The organism is Methylibium rhizosphaerae, from assembly GCF_006386545.1.
Taxonomy (GTDB): Bacteria; Pseudomonadota; Gammaproteobacteria; order Burkholderiales; family Burkholderiaceae_C; genus Pseudorivibacter; species Pseudorivibacter rhizosphaerae.
The window spans coordinates 64899-84385 of the sequence record NZ_SWAR01000001.1 but is presented as its reverse complement, the minus strand read 5'-3'; the positions used below and the strand labels follow the sequence as shown (position 1 = coordinate 84385).

The following is a 19487-nucleotide window of genomic DNA, read 5'->3' as shown; positions in this document are numbered from 1 at the left end:
TCACCCGAAGGTGAAGGCATAAGCCTGCGCGCCTTCGTCCAGGAACTCGATCTCGAACAGCCGCTCGCGTGCGCCGGGCTGCCGCACCAGCTGGTAGAGCCGCTGCCCGTCGATGATGCCCAGGCCTTGTTCATCGACGTCGGCGCCGTGGTCGCCCAGCGGCGGCTTGCCGTCCAGCAGGATGCGAAAGCGCACCGGCTTGCCGCCCGGCGCGATGCCCAGCACCAGGTGCAGGTCGCGTGCATGGAAGCGGTGGCTGATGCGGCCGTGTGCGCCTTGCAGCACCGCACGCTCGGCGTCGACCGTCCAGTCGCCGGTGAGCGCCCATTGGTTGGTGCGCAGCGGCGGGGCGGGCGGGTAGCGCCGCAGGCGGTCGGCTGCCAGGCCGCCGGGTGACGCAAAACCTTCGGCGCGTGCATGACCGAGGTAGCTCTCGCCGGAGAACACCGGGCCGGTGCCTGCCGCGGCCTGTGCGCCGCGGCCTTGTGCATCGACCAGGTCGCCAGGCACCGGTGCCTGCCCGGCCTCCCGCAGCAGCTGCTGGATCATCCGTTCGGCCGTGTCATAGCCGCCCTCGCCAAACTGCCGATGGCGGATCCGGCCTGACGCGTCGATGAAGTAGAAGGCCGGCCAGTAGCGGTTGCCGAAGGCGCGCCACACGGCGTAGTCGTTGTCGATCGCGACCGGAAAGCCGATGCCGAGATCCCGGGTGGCGCGGCGCACGTTGTCCGGGCGCTTCTCGAAGGCGAACTCGGGCGTGTGCACGCCGATCACCACCAGCCCGGCGCTCTTGTACTTGTCGGCCCATGCGCGCAGGTACGGCAGGGTGCGCAGGCAGTTGATGCATGAATACGTCCAGAAATCCACCAGCACCACCTTGCCATGCAGGCTCGCAGGGTCGAGCGCGGGAGAGTTGATCCACTCGCCGACGCCCGCCAGCGAGGCGAGCGGCCCCCGGCTGAGCCGCGTGCTTGCCGGCGGGGTGGCTTCGGTGTCGGCGGCGAGCAGGATGGCGCCCTTGCCGCCTGGCTTGCCCGCCTCGCCTGCCTCGCCGGCCTGCTTGCCGGCGGGCTGCTGCGGCATGAGCCGGTCGAGCAGGGCCTGCTCGACGCGCGACGTGATGCCGGTCGACAGGCGGACGAGCACCTGCACGTCGAGCCCGAGCGAGATGGCCGCCACGCTGGCCAGCACCGCCGCCCCGGCCGCGCGACGCAGGGATTCGCCGGCGCGCGCCGAGGCCCCGAGCATCGAGTGGACGCGCCGGCCGGCCAGCAGCGCGATTGCCAGCGAGGTGCCTGCGCCGGCCGCATAGGCCAGCAGCAGCAAGGACGTGCCCAGACTCGCGCCGTTCAATGCGGCTGCGGTGAGGATCAATCCCAGGATGGGCCCGGCGCACGGCGCCCAGAGCAGGCCGGTGGCCACGCCGAGCAGGAGCGGTGAAAGGCGCCCGGCGCCGGCCTGCGACAGCCGTGCGCCCAGCGCGACCAGGGGCCTGCCGGCTCGCTGCGCCAGCGCGGGCCACAGCAATGCGAGGCCGAACAGCGCCAGGAGCGCCATGGCGGCGTAGCGGCCGCCCTGGTTGAGCGCCACCGCCCAGCCGCCGCCCACGGCCGCCAGGCTGGCCACTGCCGCGAAGGCCAGCGCCATGCCGCACAGCCAAGGCAGCCCGTGCGAGGTGAAGGCGCGGTCGGAGCGGGCGAAGACGAAGGGCAGCACCGGGAGGATGCAGGGGCTCACGATGGTGAGCACACCGCCCACATAGGCAACAAGCAGGAGATGCATGGAGGGGTCCGTGCGGGTGGGTGAAGGAGCGGCCGGGACGAGCGCGGCCATCACGGCGTCGGTACGCGAGCCGTGGCGCGGGTGGGCACAGGTGGAAGGCGCTACTTGTCGGGCGGCGCTCGCGTCGTCAGGGCGAGGCGTGCCTCCAGCCCGCCTTCGGCGCGGTTGCGCAACTCGAACTGCGCCCCCAGGGCCGTGGCCAGCTGCAACACGATGGCCAGGCCCAGGCCGGTGCCGCCGGTGCTGCGGTTGCGTGAACCCTCGACACGGTAGAAGGGCTTGAGCACCGCCTCCAGCTGGTCGGGCGGGATGCCCGGTCCGCGATCGAGCACAGAGAGCACCAGCTGCTCCGGCTCGCCCTGGACCCGCAGCTGCACGTCATGGCCGAACTTCAGCGCGTTGTCGATCAGGTTGGTGAGGATGCGGCGCAGCGCGTTGGGCCGGGTCACGATGGCCGCGCCGGTGCGTCCTTCGAGCTTGACCTGCTCGCCGGCGTCCTGGTAGTCGGCCACGATGCTTTCCAGCAGCGCATCGGCGTCGATGCGGCAGGGCGGCTCGGCGGTGCCATGCAGGGTGCGTGCGTAGGTGACGCCTTCGCGCACCAGCGCCTGCATCGCGTCCAGGTCCTGCTGCAGCTTGCGCCGGTCTTCTTCGCTGTCCATCAGGTCGGTGCGCAGCCGCATCCGGGTGATGGGGGTCTGCAGGTCGTGGGAGATCGCCGCCAGGATCTCGACCCTCTCGGCCATGTAGCTGGCGATGCGGCGCTGCATCGCGTTGAAGGCCCGCGCCGCATGCGCCACCTCGGACGGGCCGCTCTCGGCGAGCGGCTGACCTTTCAGGTCGGGGCCCAGGTCGTCGGCCGCGGCGGCCAGTTCGGCCAGCGGCCGGGTCACCAGGCGCACCGCAACCCAGGCGCACGCCGCCAGCACCGCGAGCTGAGCCAGCAGCAGCCACAGCAGCCAGTCCGGCACCGGCATCCCGACCCGGCGCGCATGCACCAGCAGCACGCTGCCGTCGTTCAGGCGCACCTCGATCTGGAAGCCTTCATCGGGTGGGACGGCCTGCAGCGTCCTGACCACCTTGAACGGGCGCATCGCATCGACGATGGCCTGGACGAAACGCTGCGAGTCGGGCTCGAGGGCAGCGACCGCCGACCCGGTCGCCCGGGCCCCCAGCTCGAAGCGGTAGTTGCGGCGTTCCAGCCGGTCGAGCCATTGGTGTCGCTCAGGCCCGGGCAGCCGGTCCAGGAGGGCGATGGAGCTGGCGATGTCGCGCTCGATGCCCAGCATCATCAGCTCGCGCAGTGCCATGCCGCGCTCGTGGCGGATCGCCGCGAAGGTGAGCAGCTGCGCAATGGCCAGCCCGACCACGATGATGAGGGTGACCCGCGCAAAGAGCGTCCGGGGCACCAGCCTGCGCAGGGCAGCGGCGGGTTTGCCGGCGGCGGCAGCTTCAGTGAGGCGACTCATGGTTGTTCCTCGTTCCACGCCCGGGTTTATAGGCCCGGCGCGGGCCCGGCGATCGGCCGCTTTGTATTGCACTGTGTCCGCAGCGCAGGCGGACATGCGCGATTTCAAATCCGCCCGGGTGTCGACACATCCCGCATACATGCGCCCGGTGCAATGCAGGCTCCGCTTCGGCGACGAAGCATCAACCGGAGAGCTTCCGTGATCAAGACCATCGACAAGGTCATCTACACCGGCCACACCCGCACCACCGGCGGCCGCAACGGCGTGGGAGCGTCCGGCGACGGCGCACTCGACGTGAAGCTGAGCACGCCCGGCTCGGGCAGGCCCGGCACCAACCCGGAACAGCTGTTTGCGGTGGGTTGGTCCGCCTGTTTCATCGGCGCGATGGGCAAGGCCGCGGCCAGGCTGCAGGTGAAGCTGCCCGACGACACGGCGGTCGATGCCGAAGTCGACCTCGGCCAGACCGGCGACGACTACTTCCTGGCCGCGCGGCTGAAGGTCAGCCTGCCCGGGCTGCCGCAGGACACGGCCCGGCAGATCGTCGACCTGGCCCATCGCACCTGCCCGTATTCGAAGGCCACGCGCGGCAACATCGACGTGACCATCGATCTGGCCTGAGCCGGCCCGGCGCCCGGACCTGCGCCCGGCGGGCCGGGCGCCTTTGTCTCTACCATTGCGGCCATGAACTCGAACGGCGCCGACCACATCCTCATCGTCGACGACGACCGGGAGATCCGCGACCTGCTCACCGCCTACCTGGTGAAGAACGGCCTGCGTGCGCTGGCGGTGGCCACCGGCCGGCACATGCGCGCGGCGCTGGAGGAGTCAGCCCCGTTCGACCTGATCGTGCTGGACCTGATGCTGCCGGGCGAGGACGGCCTGACCTTGTGCCGCGACCTGCGCGCCGGCAGGCACAAGGCCACGCCCATCCTGATGCTGACGGCGCGCGGGGAGGAGGCCGATCGCATCCTCGGCCTGGAGATGGGCGCCGACGACTACCTGGTCAAGCCGTTTGCCGCCCGCGAGCTGCTGGCGCGCATCCGCTCGGTGCTGCGGCGCACCCGCATGCTGCCGCCGAACATGCGCCTGACCGAAGAGGCGCCGAAGCTGGCCTTCGGCGAATGGCAGCTCGACACCCTCTCGCGTCACCTGCTGGACGACAGCGGCCTGATGGTCGCCCTGAGCGGCGCCGAGTATCGGCTGCTGCGGGTGTTCCTCGACCACCCGCAGAAGGTGCTCAGCCGCGACCAGCTGCTGAGCCTGACGCAGGGGCGCGAGACCGAACCCTTCGAGCGGTCGATCGACCTGCTGGTGAGCCGCTTGCGCCAGCGCCTGCGCGACGACGCCCGCGAGCCGCGCTACATCAAGACGGTGCGCAGCGAGGGTTATGTCTTTTCCTCGGCGGTGGACGCGAAGGGCTGAGCCTGGCGGTCCTACACTTTCCGCATGAAGCTCAACATCGTCGTCTACTCCAAATCCAACTGCCCGCAATGCGACACGGCCAAGATGCTGCTCAAGTCGCGCACGCTCGACTTCGAGGAGATCCGCATCGATGACGAGGCCGAACGGCAGGCGTTCTTCGCCAAATGCGGCCCTTCGGTGCGGCAGATGCCGCAGGTCTTCATCAACGATCAGCGGGTGGGGGGCGTGGCCGGGCTGCAGGCTGCGCTGGCGCAGCTGGGGCGGTAGCGCCCCGCGGCGCCGGCCGCACGGAGCGATCGGTCACGGGGCAGTACAATCCGCCGCTTCCGCCGCGCATTGCTCACTGGCGCGGCGAAGTCGCCTGACACGGCGCCGGCCCCCTTGATGCCGCACGCCACACCGACCGCTCCCGGTCCCATGGTGGTCAGCCTCACCAAGCGGCGAGCCTCATCTCCGGTCTGATCCTTCATCGAGACCGGTCCACATCGGCCGCGGCAATGCCCCGCCCACACGCTCATCGCCCCTTCGGGCCGCTGGGCCGGCGGGCGACGACAGTTCCTCGCGGCCGTCTTGCGAACATGACCACCACCCGCCAGAAGACGCTCGCCGTTCCACCCAGGAAGCCCGCCATCGCCACTCGCCCCGAGGCATTGCCCGACGATGTGCAGCCCACTGCGAAGGTGAAGCCGTTGCGCGTGAAGGTGCCCCGCTCCAAGGAGCGCGCACTGAACCGCGAGTTCGGGCTCGATGTGACCCGCCTCACCAGCGATGAAGCGGACAAGCGCCGCGGCGAGCTGAAGGCCTTGCTCAAGATGGGCAAGACCCGGGGCTACCTCACGCAGCAGGAGGTCAACGACCACCTGCCGGAAAGCCTCATCGATGCCGAGGGGCTCGAGGCGATCGGGAAGATGCTGACCGACATGGGCATCGCGGTGTACGAACAGGCGCCCGATGCCGCGGCGCTGCTCGTCGCAGGCGGCGCCGGCACCGCAGCCACCGAAGAGGATGCCGAGGAGGCCGCGGAGGTGGCGCTGTCGGCGGCCGATTCCGAGTTCGGTCGCACCACCGACCCGGTGCGCCTGTACATGCGCGAGATGGGCTCTTTCGAGCTGCTGACGCGCGAAGGCGAGATCGAGATCTGCAAGCGCATCGAAGGCGGCCAGCAAGCCATGATGCACGCCATCTCCGGAGCGCCGGCGATCATGGCCGAGATCCTGGTGCTGGGCGAACGGATCGCTGCCGGGGAACTCGGCATTGCGGAGGTCGTCGACCGCATCGTCGTGGCCGGCGAGGCCGACGACTACGTGGCCGAGGAGGACATCGACTCGTTCGATGACGACGATGACGAGGGCGACGGCAGCGGAGCGAGCCGGGCGATGACCCAGCGGCTGGAGGAACTCCGCGTCGCCGCGCTCGAGGCCTTTGCGTCCCTGCGCACCGGCTTCGACCGGCTGCGCCAGGCGTTCGAGAAGGGCGGCTGCGGCAGCACCGCCTACCGGAAGGCGCAGCAGGCGCTCAGCGACCAGCTGATGGGCATCCGCTTCACCGTCAAGACCATCGACCGCCTGTGCGGCCTGCTGCGTTCGCAGGTCGAAAGCGTGCGCCGGTGCGAGCGCGACATCCGCAGGATCGTGGTCGACAAGTGCGGCATGCCGCAGGAGCGTTTCATCGAGCGGTTCCCGCCCAATGCGCTCAACCTTGCCTGGGTCGAGCTCGAGTCGGCCACCGCCAGCCCCTATGGCGCGAAGCTCGGGCGCAGCGCGCCGGCCGTCCAGGAACTGCAGGCCCGGTTGATCGACCTGCAGTTCAAGGCGGTGGTGCCGTTCGAGGAGCTGAAGGCGATCCACCAGAAGATGGACGAAGGCGAGCGGACGTCGCTCGCGGCCAAGGCCGAACTGGTCGAGGCGAACCTGCGCCTGGTGATCTCCATCGCGAAGAAGTACACCAACCGCGGCATGCTGTTCCTCGACCTGATCCAGGAAGGCAACTGCGGCCTCATGAAGGCGGTGGAGAAGTTCGAGTACCGCCGCGGCTTCAAGTTCTCGACCTACGCGACCTGGTGGATCCGCCAGGCCGTCACTCGCGCGATCGCCGACCAGGCCCGCATCATCCGGGTGCCGGTGCACATGATCGAGTCGATCAACAAGCTGAACCGCGTGACCCGCGCCCACCTGCACGAGTTCGGCGTCGAGCCCGACGTGGCGACGATCGCGCAGCTGCTGGAGCTGCCGCCGGCCAAGGTGCAGCAGATCATGAAGATCGCCAAGGAGCCGGTTTCGCTGGAACTGCCGGTGGGTGACGAAGGCGACACCACGCTGGGCGACCTCATCGAGGACGGGAACAGCGTCGCGCCGATGGAAGCGGCCATGCAGTCGAGCCTGCGCGCCGTGGTCGGCGAGATGCTCGACGGCCTTTCGCCCCGCGAAGCCAAGATCCTGCGCATGCGGTTCGGCATCGACATGAGCACCGACCACACGCTCGAGGAAGTGGGCCGGCAGTTCGACGTGACCCGCGAACGCGTCCGTCAGATCGAGGCGAAGGCCATGCGCAAGCTGAAGCATCCGAGCCACTCGGAGAAGCTTCGCGCCTTCATCGAGGGGCTCTAGGTTCGTGCACCGTCGTCCGGCGCGGAGGTCGGCGCGGCGGTCAGCGCCATCAGGACGTCGGCGTACCAGACGCAGTTCAAGCCCAGCGATTCGTCCTGGGACTGGTCGCGGGTGCGCATGTCCATGCGGGTCGAGTGAACGCCCAGCAGTTGCCACGGCAGTGGCGCGGCTTGCGACGAAACATGCGTGCGGCGCCGCAGGACCGGAGCTCCGCTGATGCCGCGGTGCGTCCGGGCATCGGTGAGAAAGCAGCCTTGCTGCTGGAATCGCACGCCGTAGGCCGAAGCGATGGACGCGCTTCTCGCGACCGCGAGGTGATGGATGGTGTCGTGAAAGCCGAGCGGGAAGCCGACGATCGTCAACGCATCGCCCAGCGAAACCGCCTCGCCACGGGGCTCCAGGTGGGTCTCGTCGAACGCACGGTACACCGCGCCCTCCGGCAACTCGCCGGCGTCAAGCTCCAGCACCGCGACATCGACGGTCCCGCCGCTGTCGGTGGCCTCGCGCCACTGTCCGAGTTCGTCGTGGTAGAGGGGGATCGAGCAGGTGGCGAACTGCGTCAGGTCGTGCGCGTCGGTATGCATCTCGATCTCGATGCGATCGGGGAAGTGGCCGCTCGACACATCGGAGAACACGTGGCGGTTCGTCACCACGAACAGCCGTTCGCCGCGCCGGAAGAAGAAGCCGCTGGCGCCGGTGAGCAGGCGCGCACGCTGGAATGTGGTGATCTTCGCGGCCGTGAGCAGCAGGGGGTCGAGCGAGCCGGCGACCCTCCCGGGAGTGGCGGCATCGCTGCTGCTCGCCAGCACGGCGCGGTATCGGGTCACGTCCCGCTCGAAGGTGTTCAGCACCAGGTCCGAGATGTCGGCATGCAGCATGACGGTGCGCGCCGCTTCTGCATGGGATTCGAACGACTCCATGAGCTGGGTTCGAGACTGCGGCGGCAGCATCTGCACCAGCGCCGGCAGCAGCGCGTCGAGCGTCACGAGGCTGCCCTTGAGTTCGCAGATGCGCTCGGTGGCTTCTTGCAGGTTCTTCAAGGCGGAAGCCTCCATCAACGACAAAGCGCGGACGAGCCGCGCTTCGAGGGAACCATCAAAGGTCGGGTGGGCTTACGCCCACGGGGGCGTCAGCCGAGGCTGCGGATGTTCGAGGCCTGCGGGCCCTTCTGGCCCTGGGTCACTTCGAACTGCACCCGCTGGTTCTCGGTCAGCGTCTTGAAGCCGCTGCCCTGGATTTCCTTGAAGTGGGCGAACAAGTCCTTGCCGCCGTCATCGGGGGCAATGAAGCCGAAGCCCTTGCCTTCGTTGAACCATTTCACGGTGCCAGTCTGAGTCGTCATGTCGAATTCCTTCCGGAGTTGCAGGAAGCAACAGCGCGTCCTGCGAAGAGACGCCAAGAAGATCTTCACGGGGGATTCGACACGATCACGGCAGGGGTGCCGGGGCGGGAAGAAAGACCTGTGTGCGGACGGTCTTGTGCATATCAGCCGGCGGATAGTACGCGACCGAGCCCGTGCGCGCTGCAATATCTCGTGAAGAGGGTCAAACGGACTTCACGAATGCCGGCCGGCCGCGCGGCTGAATGGCGCCTGTACGCGTATACAGTACCGGCCATGCTGTCCGCCACCGTTGCTCCCGCCCCCGATGTCCCTGCTGCTTCCTCGCGTGTCGACGTGCTCGCCTCGCTCAACGAGCAGCAGCGCATCGCCGTCGAGCACGGGCTCGACGGCGATGCGCGTGCAGCGGCGCCGCTGCTCGTGCTCGCCGGTGCCGGCAGCGGCAAGACCAAGACGCTGGCCACCCGCGTGGCCCGGCTGGTGCTGGCGGGCGCCGACCCGCAGCGCATCCTGCTGCTCACGTTCTCGCGACGCGCGGCGCTCGAGATGACGCAGCGGGCCGGCGCCTTGCTGCAGGCCTCGCTCGGTTTGCGCTCGGGCCAGCGGCCGCACCTCGAATGGGCCGGCACCTTCCATTCGGTGGCGGCGCGCCTGCTGCGGCTGTATGCGCCGCGGTTGGGCCTGTCCGACAGCTTCACCGTGCTCGACCGCGGCGATGCGGAGGACCTGCTCGACGTCGTGCGCGACGGCATGGGCTTTTCGAAGACGAAGAAGCGTTTCCCGACCAAGGCGACCTGCCTCGGCCTGTATTCGCGCGTCATCAACAGCGACGCAGAGCTGGCGGCGGTCGTGCGCGATCACTACCCCTGGTGCCTCGACTGGATCGACGAGCTGAAGGCGCTGTTCGGCGCCTATGCCCGGGCCAAGCAGGACCAGCAGCTGCTCGACTTCGACGACCTGCTGCTGTCGTGGAGCCTGATGCTCGAAGACCCGGCGCTGGCCAGCGAGGTGGGTGCGCGGTTCGACCATGTGCTGGTCGACGAATACCAGGACACCAACCGGCTGCAGGCCGGCATCCTGCAGCGGCTGAAGCCCGACGGCCGTGGCGTGGTGGCGGTGGGCGACGACGCGCAGGCCATCTATTCCTTCCGTGCCGCCGAGGTGCGCAACATCCTCGACTTCGACCGGCAGTTCGCGACACGCGCCGTGCGCGTGACGCTGGAGCGCAACTACCGCTCGACGCGGCCCATCCTGGAAGCTTCGAATGCGGTCATCGCACAGGCGGCCGAGCGGCACGCCAAGCAGCTGTGGACCGACCGCGAGTCGTCGTGCAAGCCCTTGCTGGTGACGGTGGAGGACGAGCTGGCACAGGCGCGCTGGGTGGCCGACCGCGTGCTGGCGCAGCGCGAGGCCGGCATGCTGCTGCGGCACCAGGCGGTGCTGTTTCGCACCGCCCACCACAGCGCAGCGCTCGAGATGGAGCTGGTGCGCCGGAACATCCCCTTCGTGAAGTTCGGCGGCCTCAAGTTCCTGGAGTCCACCCACATCAAGGACGTGCTGGCCGTGCTGCGCTGGGCCGGCAATCCGCGCAACGAGGTGGCGGCCTTCCGCGTCGCCAAGCTGATGCCCGGCGTGGGGCCGGCCACGGCGCGGCGTCTGGTGCAGGCGGTGGCCGAGGCGGCCGATGCGACCGCTGCCTTGCAGGCCTTCGACGCACCGGCCGCGGCACGCGGATCGCTGCGGTGCTTTGCCGAACTGCACGGCCGCCTGGCGGGCGGGCAGGGCGGCTGGCCGGCCGAACTGGAAGACGTGCTGCAGTGGTACGTGCCGCTGCTGGAACAGGCGGCCGATGATGCGGCAGTGCGGGTGGCCGACCTGCGGCAGCTCGTGCAGATCGCGGGCGGCCACCAGTCGCGCGAACGCTTCCTCACCGAGCTGGCGCTGGATCCGCCGGCGGCCAGCAGCGACGAGTCAGGTGCCGCCCACCTCGACGAGGACTACCTGATCCTGTCGACGCTGCATTCGGCCAAGGGACAGGAGTGGCGCTCGGTGTCCATCCTCAACACGGTGGACGGCTGCATCCCGTGCGACATCATCACCGGCTCCGCCTCGCTGATCGAGGAAGAGCGGCGGCTGCTGTACGTGGGCATGACGCGGGCCAGGGAGCAACTGCACCTGCTGGTGCCGCAGCGCTACTACGTGACCCAGCAGGGCGCGTACGGCGACCGCCACGTGTATGCCTCGCTGACGCGTTTCATCCCGCCGGCCATCCAGCACCATTTCGAGCGTGTGGGGCCGGCGGCCTTGCTGGCGGCCGAGCCGGCGGGCGGCGCTGCCGGCCCGCCGGTGGACGTGCTGTCGCGCATGCGCGGGCGCTGGGGCTGAGCCCCGGCCCGCGTCAGGCCTGGTTCACCACCAGGCTTCGGTCTGCACGCCGAAGGTGGTGCCGTTCAGCCGGTCGCCGTACACCTGCTGCAGGCGTTCGCCGTTGACCCAGTTCTGGCCCAGCACCTTGCGCGCCGCCTCGTTCCACACCGCATGGGTCACGAAGACACGCAGCGTCGGACGCGACCAGGCGTCCTTGCCGGCCGACACCGCGCCGGCGAGCGTGAGCTTGGTCATGGTGCGCAGGTCCTGGCCGTCCGGCTTGACGCGGTCGTGGCCCAGCTCGACCAGCACGCGGAAGGGGCCGGTGATGTGCGTGTCGGTGCGCCCGCCGATGGCGGTCCAGCGCGAGTCGAGGCCGTTGGCGGCATGGGCCAGGCGGTATTCGGCCACCACGTCGAAGCGGGTGCCGGCGCCGAGGTTGCCGGTCTGCTGCAGCACGGCGCGGGAGTTGGTGGCTTCGCCGAGCTTGTCGAAGCGCACGCCGCCCAGCAGCTCGCCGCCCAGCACCCCACCCAGGGTGTGGTACGCGCCGACCGCCAGGCCCTTCGCTTCGCGGGGGGTGGCCGTGTCGGTCACCTGGTTGCGCGAGCGCGTCTGCAGCGACGGCGTCACGTAGACCGAGAAGGCGCCGTTGGCCACGGTCTTGATGTCGGTCAGCCGCACCGGCACGGAGAACCGGTTGTTGTTGGCGCCGCCGCGGCCGCTCATCATGAAGGCGATGCTGGCCTTGGTGAAGCCGAAGTCCATGTTCTCGATGCCGGCGCCGTCGCCGTCGTTGTTCTCGAGGAACTGGTCGTTGATGCCGGTCTGCAGGCGGTTGTAGAAGCGCCGCCCGGCCCAGGCCGTGCCGTTGGCCAGCGGGGCGATCTTGTCGCCATAGACATAGGCCTGGCCGAAGCGCGCGACCAGTTCGTCGGTGCCGAACTCGGTCTGGCCCCAGGCGCGGTACACGCCCGGCATCATGCGCACATGCCAGCCGGAGCCTTCGTATTCGGCGACCTTGGTGTCGAACACCGGCTCGATGACGTAGTCGCACTCGTTGCCGAGACGCCACTTGGTGTCGGCGCCGGGCAGGCCGAAGCACACCTGCGTGCCGCCGCGTTCGCTGACGCCGGTGCCGGCGCGGAAGTAGCCGCTGAAGTCGACGTTGGCGGCATGGGCCCAGCCGGCCGCCGCGCACAGCGTCGCGGCCATGGCGAGTTTTGAGATCTTCAAGCTGTCTCCACTTTTCTTGGGGGCGAGTTCAACCAGCACGCGCAGCCCCCTCGTCGCTGCGCGCGCGGTGTCGGAATCAGGAAAGGGTCAGGGCTTCAGTTCGATGCGCCCGACCTGGAAGTCCACCAGCCGCTTGGTGCCGGGGGTCAGCGCCGGATCACTGACCTCGATGGCCGCCACTGCCGTCGCGGTGGCGGCGACGGATCGACCCTGGGCGCCGCAATACGCCTCAGGGGCGAAGCGCGACAGCGGGATCGCGTAGTCGCGCAGTTCCGGCGTCACGTTCTGCACCGCCACCGGGTAGCAGCCGTTGTCGCGGGTGGCCTTGTCGTCGCCGACCAGGCGCACGCGCAGTTGCGTGGTGGTGGCCGACGCAAGCTGAAGATGCAGCGTGCGCTGCTGCGAAAGATCGAGCGTCTTGCCGTCCGCACCGGCCGCAGCGGTGAAGCCGATGCCGGCCCAGGTGCTGCCCTTCTGCGGCCACACGCTGCCGTTGACCCGCGCGGTGCCGTTGGCGACTGCGATCTTGTCGAAGGTGGCGTCGCCCGGCTTCTCGGAATAGGCGAAGCCGGTGAACATGCCGCCCTGGGCCGTGGTGCCGTCGGGCCTGAACACGGCGAAGGCGAGGGCGGGCGACGGCGCTGCGGCTGCGGCTTGCGGTGCAGGCGCCGGCGAAGCGGCAGGGGCCTGGGCCTTCGGCTGCGGCGCGATGGCGCAGCCGGCCATGGCGGTGATGGCAAGTGCCAGCAGGCCGAGCCGGGTGCCGTGGGAGGTGGTGGTCATGGTGGATGTCCTGTTGGTGTTGTGAATGCCGCGCCGGTCAGGCCCGCGGCGTGGCGACCGAAAGCAGGGCCGTGCCGTTGCCCCGGATGTGCGGCTGCCGCAGCGCCTGGATGGCCGCATGCCAGCTCGCGTCGCTGGACGTCAGCGCCCAGCTGGTTTCCTTGACGATGTCGAACCAGGTGAAGGCGCGCACCGAGGGCATGCGGGCCAGGTCGGCGGCCATGCGGGCGATCCAGGCCGCCTTGTCGCCGCCGGTTTCGGAGCAGCCCATCTCGGCCAGCACCACCGGCTTGCGCGGTGAGATGGCCTGCGCGGTGGCAAGCGCGCCTGAAAAGACATCGCTGAACGACGTCCAGCGCGACCACGACTGGCTGGTGCCGAAGTTGTAGCCGTCGATGCCGATCCAGTCGACGACGTCGTCGCCCGGGTAGGCAAAGCGCGGGTCGTTCCATGCCGCGGCCGGCTGGTTCGCGTTGTTGAAGCACCAGACGTGCTGCACCTTGTGCGCGCCCGCAGCCCTGAAGCGGGCCACGACCCGCCGGTACACGCGTGCAAAGGCTTCGCCGTTGCTGCCGTTGTTCACCACGCACCAGGGATACCAGTCGCCGTTGAACTCATGGCCGAAGCGCAGCATGAAGGGCAGGTCCAGGCGCGCGGCCGCCTGGGCCCAGGTGTCGATGTAGGCATCCCACAGGCCGGCTTCGATCTGCGCCAGCGTGATGGCCTCGCCATGCGCGCCCCAGGGCTCCCAGGTCACCTGGGCCGCCATGCCCTGGCTGGCCAGGTACTGCAGCTGCGACTGGGGGAAGGCCGAGCCGAAGCGCGTGAACCACATCACCGCGGCCGGCTTGCGCCGCAGGTCGGCCTGCGCGCCGCTCACCACGTCGGTGAGCGCGTTCTCGCGAAAGACGCCGAAGAACACGCCCTGCGTGGGGCTGGTGCTGGTGTCTTCGAGCACCGGCAGCGCCAGGGCGTCGTCGAGCGGCGAGGGCGCATCCGAGCCGGCCGTGGTGCCGCAGGCGCTGGTGAAGGGCATGGCGGCGAGCCCTGCCATGCCGCCGAGCATGCGCCGGCGTGCGATCGAGTGGCTCATGGTTGCCTCCGCAGGCGCAGCAGCGACATCGAGCGCGGCGCAAGCTTCAGGCGGCCGGCCTGCGGCAGCGTGGCGAGCGGGTGTTCTTCCTCGACGATGGCTGCATCGAAGTACTGCGCCTGCTCGACCCGCCATCCGGCAACGTCGAGTTCGGCTTGCACCGGCTCGTTGAGCGTGTTGAGCAGCAGCACGGTCAGGCCCTCCTTGCCCTTGACCGCATGGGCCCACAGCGCCGGGTGGCTCGAGCCGGCCTTCACGAAGCGGCCTTCGAGCCCGCTCAGCATCGAGAAGGCGTAGTAGGTGGGCCGCGGCACGCCCGCGTTGTCGAGCAGGCCGTGGAACCCGGTGCCCTGGTAGGCGAAGTAGTGCGCCGCGCGCACACCGTGCTGGGCCAGGCGCAATGCGGCTTCGGCGGCCCACAGCCCGGCCACCTGGTCCGACAGGAAGCGCGGCCGGTCGGTGCGCCACGACAGGCCGTACTCGGTGACGGCCAGCTTCACGTCGCGGCCGTGTCCCAGCGGATTGCGCTTGGGGTCGCGCCAGAGCGCCTGCACCCGCTTCACCGAGGCATCGACCTGCGCGATGGTCTGCAGGGCCGCTTCCTCGGTGCCGTTGCCCTCGGTCGGGTAGAGGTGCCAGGTGAGCACGTCCACCGCGTCGCCGCACAATTCGACGAACCGGTCGAGGAAGCGCATCGCGGTGTCCGCCGCGCCCGACACCGCCGGGCCAGCCACCTGCGCGTTGGCGTCGACCGCCTTGATGGCCTGCGCCTGGGCGCGGAACACCTTGCAGTAGCGCTCGGGCGTCCAGCTCGGGTCACCGCGGGTCACGCTGTAGAGGTCGGGCTCGTTGCCGATCTCCCAGAAGGGCACCGCGAGGCCGCGTTCGCGGGCCAGACGCACCGCGTTGGCGGCGTCTTCCGGCTCGTTGGCCGGCTTGCGGTCGATGCGGCCGGCGAACACCCGGGTCTGCACCATCAATTCGGGGCCGCCGCTCACCAGGCCCAGCAGCGCACGGAAGGTGTCCAGCGTCGCGCTGTCCATGTCCTGCTCGTCGCCGATGTTGCCGCCTGGAAAGCGCAGCGAAGCCGCCGGCACGCGCGCCAGGCCCTCGCGGAACTCGGCCACCGCCATCCAGTTGCCGAAGTTGTAGCCGCGGATCACTGCCGGGTTGACCGCGACCCCTTCCTCGTCGGCCTTGATGACCACGCGGGCGTTTTCGGCGGCACCGGCCGCAAGGGGCAGGAACGCCGGCGTGAGCGCCAGGGCGCAGGCGAGGGCGCGGGCGCAGAGGCGCCGCAACGATCGATGCAGCCGGGTTCTCATACGGCAAACCCACCTTCGCGGATGAGGCGCTGGTACCAGCGGAAGCTTTCCTTGGGCGTGCGCTGCTGTGTCTGGAAATCCACGTGAACGAGGCCGAAGCGCTTGCTGTAGCCGTGGGCCCATTCGAAGTTGTCGAGCAGCGACCAGGCGGTGTAGCCGCGCAGGTCGCAGCCGGAGCGCAGCGCACGGTCGAGCGCGATCACGTGGCGGCGGTGGTACTCGATGCGCAGGGCATCGTCGACCCGGCCGGTGGCATCGGGCTCGGTGTTGTCGCAGGCGCCGTTTTCGGTGATGAGCAGCGGCGGGTTGCCGTACTCGTCCTTCAGCCAGGTCAGCACCTTGTAGAAGCCGTCGGCGTAGATGTCCCAGCCGATGTCGGTCTTGCGGAAGCCGGCCACGTTCACCGTCTGCAGGTGGCGCAGCGCATCGATCTGCTGGAAGGCGTCTGCCGGCGTCGCCAGCATCGCCCGGATCGCCTCCCGGGTGTAGCCGCCGGTGTAGTAGTTGATGCCCAGCAGGTCGGTGCGCTGGCCGATGATGGCCATGTCGCCGTCTTCGACCGGCGGGTGGATGCCCAGCACCGCATACCGGGCCAGCAGCCCCTGTGGATAGCGGCCGTGGTAGATCGGGTCGATGAACCAGCGGTTGAACCAGTCCAGCCCGCGTTCGCAGGCGGCCACGTCGTCCGGGTGGCAGGAGTACGGCTCATGCCACTCGACGTTGGGGGCCATGCCGATGCGGCCCGGCTGCTCGGTGCGGCGGAACTCCTTCACCGCCAGGCCGTGCGCGAGCAGCAGGTGGTGGGCCACGGTGACTGCGTTGCCGAGGTCCTTCTCGCCCGGGGCGTGCATGCCCATGGCATGCGACAGCATCGAGGCGCACCAGGGCTCGTTGATGGTGAACCACACTGCCACGCGGTCGCCCAGGGCGTCGAACATGGCGCGGGCGTACTGCGCGAAGTCATAGGCGCAACGACGGTTGAGCCATCCGCCTTCGTCATGCAGCACCTGCGGCAGGTCCCAGTGGTAGAGCGTGGCCATGGGCATGATGCCGGCGTCGTGCAGCAGGTCGACCAGGCGGCGGTAGTAGGCGATGCCCAGCGGGTTCAACTCGCCGCGCCCGGCCGGCATCACGCGGGACCAGGAGATCGAGAAGCGGTAGGCCTTGACGCCCAGTTCGCTCAGCAGCGCCACGTCTTCTTCGACGCGGCGGTAGGAGTCGCAGGCGACGTCGCCGGTGTCGCCGTTCTCGACGCGGCCGGGCGTCCTGGCAAAACTGTCCCAGATGCTGGGCGTGCGGCCGTCGACGTCTGCCGAGCCCTCGATCTGGTAGGCGGACGTGGCGGTTCCCCAGAGGAATCCGGCCGGAAACTTGAAGTCGGATGGTTGCATGCCCGAACGATAGCGGCTCCTTGCAAGCGCTTGCAACGCTGCAGGCTTGCCGATCTTGCGGACTTCGTCAGGGGAAGCGAGAGGACGAGGCCGCAGCGCCGTTGGGGGCGACTTCCGAGTGCGTGGCGGCTCGTCATGGCAAGCGCTATCATCGCGCCCCACTTCGACGACTCAGCACCCTCATGCCCAGCGGCCAAAAGATCACGCTCGAGGAAGTCGCGCGCCTGGCGGGCGTTTCGACCAGCACCGTCTCGCGCTACCTGAGCGGATCCCATCCGGTGTCCGAGGACAAGGTGGCCGCCATCGAAGGCAGCATCCAGCGCCTGAACTACCGGCCCAACCTGGTGGCGCGGGGCCTGGCCAAGGGCCGCACCATGACCGTGGGCGTGCTCACCCAGGAGATCGTCAGCACCTTCTTCAATGCCGCGATGCGCGGCGTCGAGGACGGCCTGGCCGGCCACCAGTACGAGGCCATCTATGCCAGCGGGCACTGGCAGCCGGAACACGAGGCACAGCGGCTGAATTCCCTCGTGGGGCGGGGCGTGGACGGCGTCATCCTGATCCACCCCGGCTTGTCCGACGAAGTGCTCGAGCGCCATGCCGAGGGCGTTCCGATGGTGGTGGTGGGGCGCAAGGTGGCCACGCGCCGCGTGCATTCACTCGGCTTCGACCACTACCAGGGCGCCCGCCGGGCGCTGCAGCACCTGCTCGAGCTCGGCCACCGCCGCATCGCCTTCATCTCGGGCCCGCCCGGGCGGGACGATGCCGACGATCGCCTGCGCGCCTATCACGACACGCTGGCCGAGGCGGGCGTCGAGCCGGACGACCGCCTGGTGGCCGCCGGCAGCTATGTGGAGCCGGGCGGCCTGGCCGCGATGAACGTGCTGCTCGACCGCGGCCTGCCGTTCACGGCGGTGTTCGCGGCGAACGACGACTCGGCCTACGGCGCGATGCTGGCGCTGCACCGCCGCCGCCTGCGCGTGCCCGACGACATCTCGATCGTCGGCTTCGATGACGTGCAGCACTCGGCGTTCTCGTTGCCGCCGCTCACCACGGTGAGGCAGCCGCTGCGCGAGCTCGGCCGCGAAGCGGCCAATGCCGTCGTCGCCCTGATCGAGGGGCGCAAGCCGCCGCTGGGCACCGTGGCGCCGCTCGAACTGATCGTGCGCGAATCCACGCGGGCCCTGCCGGCCCAGGCCGGGCCGGCACCGTCCGCCGGGCGCCCGGCCAGGCGCCGCGCCTAGGCTCGCGCCGAGCCCGGCGCGGCTACTGCGCCATTTTTCACGGCGCCTGTCATTTCTTGCTTTTCCTTTGGGGGTTCGTCCTCAGTGACAGCCTGGAGCGGCCCCTCCTACACTTTTATGCAAGCGCTTGCACAAATCATGTCATACGACCGTGCAGGTGAGTGCACCCTGACAAGGAGACCTTCGTGAAACTCGCTTCCCGCCTGGGGCTGGCCGCCTGGCTCGGCCTTTGTTCGCTGTCGCTGCATGCGCAGACGGTGCTCACCGTCGCTTCCTTCAAGGACCTCGACCGTTCGGTCCAGGCGGCCATCCCGCTGTTCAAGAAGGTGCGCCCCGATGTCGAGGTCAAGCTGGTCGCGCTGGGCTATGGCGACCACCACAACGCCATGACCACCTCGCTGGCCACCGGTGCCAACCTGCCCGACGTGATGGGCCTGGAGATCGGCTTCGTGGCCAAGTTCGCCGAGGGCGGCGGCCTGGAGGACCTGTCGAAGCCGCCGTACAACGCCAATGCGCTGGGCGACCGCTTCTTCAAGTTCTCGGTGGCGCAGGCCACCAGCCGCGGCGGCATCCGTGCTGCCATGCCGGCCGACATCGGCCCGGGCGCCTTGTTCTATCGCAAGGACCTGATGGACAAGGCCGGCGTCAGCGAGGCGCAGCTCACCAAGTCGTGGGATTCGTTCATCGAGTCGGGCAAGACGCTCAAGGCCAAGACGGGCGCCTACCTGATCCCGCATGCGGCGGCCATCAAGGACATCATCCTGCGCTCCGGCCTGCACGACGGTGAAGGCATCTACTTCGACGACAAGGGCAAGGTGCTGGTCGAGTCGCCGCGTTTCGTGCAGGCGTTCGAGACCGCCAAGCGCGCACGCGCCGCCGGCATCGATGCCAAGGTCGGTGCCTGGAGCAACGAGTGGAGCGAAGGCTTCAAGCGCGGCACCGTCGCCGGCGAAATGATGGGGGCCTGGCTGGCAGGCCACCTGAAGAACTGGATCGCGCCGGAAACCAAGGGCCTGTGGCGATCGGCCGGCCTGCCCGGCGGCATCAACGCCTCGTGGGGCGGCTCGTTCTATGCCATCCCGAAGGGTGCCAAGAACAAGGACGTCGCCTGGGAGTTCGTCAAGTTCATGACGACGAACAAGGAAGTGCAGCTGGCCGCGTTCCGCGACCTCGATGCCTTCCCCGCGCTGGTGGAAGCGACCAACGACGCCTTCATCGACAAGCCGGTCGAGTTCCTCGGCAACGAGCCGGCGCGCAAGGCCTGGAAGGCGACGGCGCAGAAGATCCCCGCGGTGGCGGTGGACCGCCTCGACCCGGTGGCTGCCGAAGTGATCGCCTCCGAGTTCGACAAGGTGCTGGAGCAGGACAAGGACGTGAAGCTCGCGCTGGCCGACGCCCGCAAGGCCATCGAACGCCGCGTGCGCCGCTGA

At 69.3% G+C, this 19487-nt stretch carries 16 protein-coding genes; 7 read left to right on the top strand and 9 right to left on the bottom strand.

The genetic code is table 11. The annotated features are described in order from the left end of the window. Both E8D38_RS00355 and E8D38_RS00350 read right to left on the bottom strand, forming a co-directional pair. Complete coding sequence (locus tag E8D38_RS00355) at positions 1-1782, bottom strand: cytochrome c biogenesis protein DipZ (RefSeq protein ID WP_140625734.1); 1782 nt, start codon at positions 1780-1782, stop codon at positions 1-3. 101 nt (positions 1783-1883) lie between these two features. Further along, positions 1884-3251: an ATP-binding protein gene (locus tag E8D38_RS00350; RefSeq protein WP_140625733.1), complete on the bottom strand. Its 1368-nt coding sequence runs from the start codon at positions 3249-3251 to the stop codon at positions 1884-1886. Between the two features lie 201 nt (positions 3252-3452). Between E8D38_RS00350 and E8D38_RS00345 the strand changes: the two genes are divergently transcribed. From E8D38_RS00345 to rpoD, 4 genes are all read left to right on the top strand, one after another. After that, a complete protein-coding gene (locus E8D38_RS00345) occupies positions 3453-3869 on the top strand; it encodes an organic hydroperoxide resistance protein (RefSeq protein WP_140625904.1) in 417 nt (138 codons plus the stop codon). Between the two features lie 63 nt (positions 3870-3932). After that, on the top strand, positions 3933-4673 hold the full coding sequence (locus E8D38_RS00340) for a response regulator (protein WP_140625732.1): 741 nt from the start codon (positions 3933-3935) through the stop codon (positions 4671-4673). Positions 4674-4697: 24 nt separating this feature from the next. Then, on the top strand, positions 4698-4940 hold the full coding sequence (locus E8D38_RS00335; protein ID WP_140625731.1) for a glutaredoxin family protein: 243 nt from the start codon (positions 4698-4700) through the stop codon (positions 4938-4940). 311 nt (positions 4941-5251) lie between these two features. Continuing rightward, complete coding sequence (rpoD, locus tag E8D38_RS00330) at positions 5252-7279, top strand: RNA polymerase sigma factor RpoD (RefSeq protein ID WP_246099281.1); 2028 nt, start codon at positions 5252-5254, stop codon at positions 7277-7279. On the opposite strand, the gene E8D38_RS00325 is transcribed toward rpoD, so the two are convergent. Further along, positions 7276-8319 carry a trypsin-like serine peptidase gene (locus E8D38_RS00325; RefSeq protein ID WP_219851594.1) on the bottom strand — a complete coding sequence of 348 codons (1044 nt, stop codon included), beginning with the start codon at positions 8317-8319 and terminating at the stop codon, positions 7276-7278. The two genes, rpoD and E8D38_RS00325, sit on opposite strands and share 4 nt — an antisense overlap. Positions 8320-8408: 89 nt before the next feature. Next, a complete protein-coding gene (cspE, locus tag E8D38_RS00320; RefSeq protein WP_140625729.1) occupies positions 8409-8621 on the bottom strand; it encodes a transcription antiterminator/RNA stability regulator CspE in 213 nt (70 codons plus the stop codon). Positions 8622-8894: 273 nt separating this feature from the next. On the opposite strand from cspE, the gene E8D38_RS00315 reads away from it, so the two are divergent. Next, complete coding sequence (locus E8D38_RS00315) at positions 8895-11003, top strand: ATP-dependent helicase (protein WP_140625728.1); 2109 nt, start codon at positions 8895-8897, stop codon at positions 11001-11003. 24 nt (positions 11004-11027) lie between these two features. Here the strand turns inward: E8D38_RS00315 and E8D38_RS00310 are convergent, their stop codons facing one another. From E8D38_RS00310 to E8D38_RS00290, 5 genes are all read right to left on the bottom strand, one after another. Continuing rightward, positions 11028-12221 carry a carbohydrate porin gene (locus E8D38_RS00310; RefSeq protein ID WP_140625727.1) on the bottom strand — a complete coding sequence of 398 codons (1194 nt, stop codon included), beginning with the start codon at positions 12219-12221 and terminating at the stop codon, positions 11028-11030. A gap of 87 nt (positions 12222-12308) precedes the next feature. Continuing rightward, entirely contained in the window at positions 12309-13004 is a 696-nt protein-coding gene (locus tag E8D38_RS28160; RefSeq protein WP_181178869.1) for a hypothetical protein, read from the bottom strand. Between the two features lie 37 nt (positions 13005-13041). Beyond that, positions 13042-14097, bottom strand: a complete 1056-nt coding sequence (locus E8D38_RS00300) for a glycoside hydrolase family 26 protein (protein ID WP_181178868.1) — start codon at positions 14095-14097, stop codon at positions 13042-13044. Continuing rightward, positions 14094-15422, bottom strand: coding sequence for a GH39 family glycosyl hydrolase (locus tag E8D38_RS00295; RefSeq protein ID WP_140625725.1), 1329 nt, complete (start codon positions 15420-15422; stop codon positions 14094-14096). The genes E8D38_RS00300 and E8D38_RS00295 overlap by 4 nt, the downstream gene beginning before the upstream one ends. After that, the gene (locus E8D38_RS00290) at positions 15419-16813 is read right to left on the bottom strand and encodes a GH1 family beta-glucosidase (protein ID WP_140625724.1); all 1395 of its coding nucleotides are present in this window, start codon (positions 16811-16813) and stop codon (positions 15419-15421) included. Before E8D38_RS00290 ends, E8D38_RS00295 begins: the two co-directional genes overlap by 4 nt. A 182-nt stretch (positions 16814-16995) precedes the next feature. On the opposite strand from E8D38_RS00290, the gene E8D38_RS00285 reads away from it, so the two are divergent. Both E8D38_RS00285 and E8D38_RS00280 read left to right on the top strand, forming a co-directional pair. Beyond that, the gene (locus E8D38_RS00285) at positions 16996-18057 is read left to right on the top strand and encodes a LacI family DNA-binding transcriptional regulator (protein ID WP_140625723.1); all 1062 of its coding nucleotides are present in this window, start codon (positions 16996-16998) and stop codon (positions 18055-18057) included. Between the two features lie 185 nt (positions 18058-18242). After that, the gene (locus tag E8D38_RS00280) at positions 18243-19487 is read left to right on the top strand and encodes an ABC transporter substrate-binding protein (protein ID WP_140625722.1); all 1245 of its coding nucleotides are present in this window, start codon (positions 18243-18245) and stop codon (positions 19485-19487) included.

Excerpts from the sequence above, each read along its gene's own strand:
- E8D38_RS00355 (WP_140625734.1), bottom strand. The coding sequence starts at position 1,782 with ATGCATCTCCTGCTTGTTGCCTATGTGGGCGGTGTGCTCACCATCGTG.
- E8D38_RS00350 (WP_140625733.1), bottom strand. The coding sequence starts at position 3,251 with ATGAGTCGCCTCACTGAAGCTGCCGCCGCCGGCAAACCCGCCGCTGCC.
- E8D38_RS00340 (WP_140625732.1), top strand. The coding sequence starts at position 3,933 with ATGAACTCGAACGGCGCCGACCACATCCTCATCGTCGACGACGACCGG.
- E8D38_RS00335 (WP_140625731.1), top strand. The coding sequence starts at position 4,698 with ATGAAGCTCAACATCGTCGTCTACTCCAAATCCAACTGCCCGCAATGC.
- rpoD (WP_246099281.1), top strand. The coding sequence starts at position 5,252 with ATGACCACCACCCGCCAGAAGACGCTCGCCGTTCCACCCAGGAAGCCC.
- cspE (WP_140625729.1), bottom strand. The coding sequence starts at position 8,621 with ATGACGACTCAGACTGGCACCGTGAAATGGTTCAACGAAGGCAAGGGC.
- E8D38_RS00315 (WP_140625728.1), top strand. The coding sequence starts at position 8,895 with ATGCTGTCCGCCACCGTTGCTCCCGCCCCCGATGTCCCTGCTGCTTCC.
- E8D38_RS28160 (WP_181178869.1), bottom strand. The coding sequence starts at position 13,004 with ATGACCACCACCTCCCACGGCACCCGGCTCGGCCTGCTGGCACTTGCC.
- E8D38_RS00300 (WP_181178868.1), bottom strand. The coding sequence starts at position 14,097 with ATGAGCCACTCGATCGCACGCCGGCGCATGCTCGGCGGCATGGCAGGG.
- E8D38_RS00295 (WP_140625725.1), bottom strand. The coding sequence starts at position 15,422 with ATGAGAACCCGGCTGCATCGATCGTTGCGGCGCCTCTGCGCCCGCGCC.
- E8D38_RS00290 (WP_140625724.1), bottom strand. The coding sequence starts at position 16,813 with ATGCAACCATCCGACTTCAAGTTTCCGGCCGGATTCCTCTGGGGAACC.
- E8D38_RS00285 (WP_140625723.1), top strand. The coding sequence starts at position 16,996 with ATGCCCAGCGGCCAAAAGATCACGCTCGAGGAAGTCGCGCGCCTGGCG.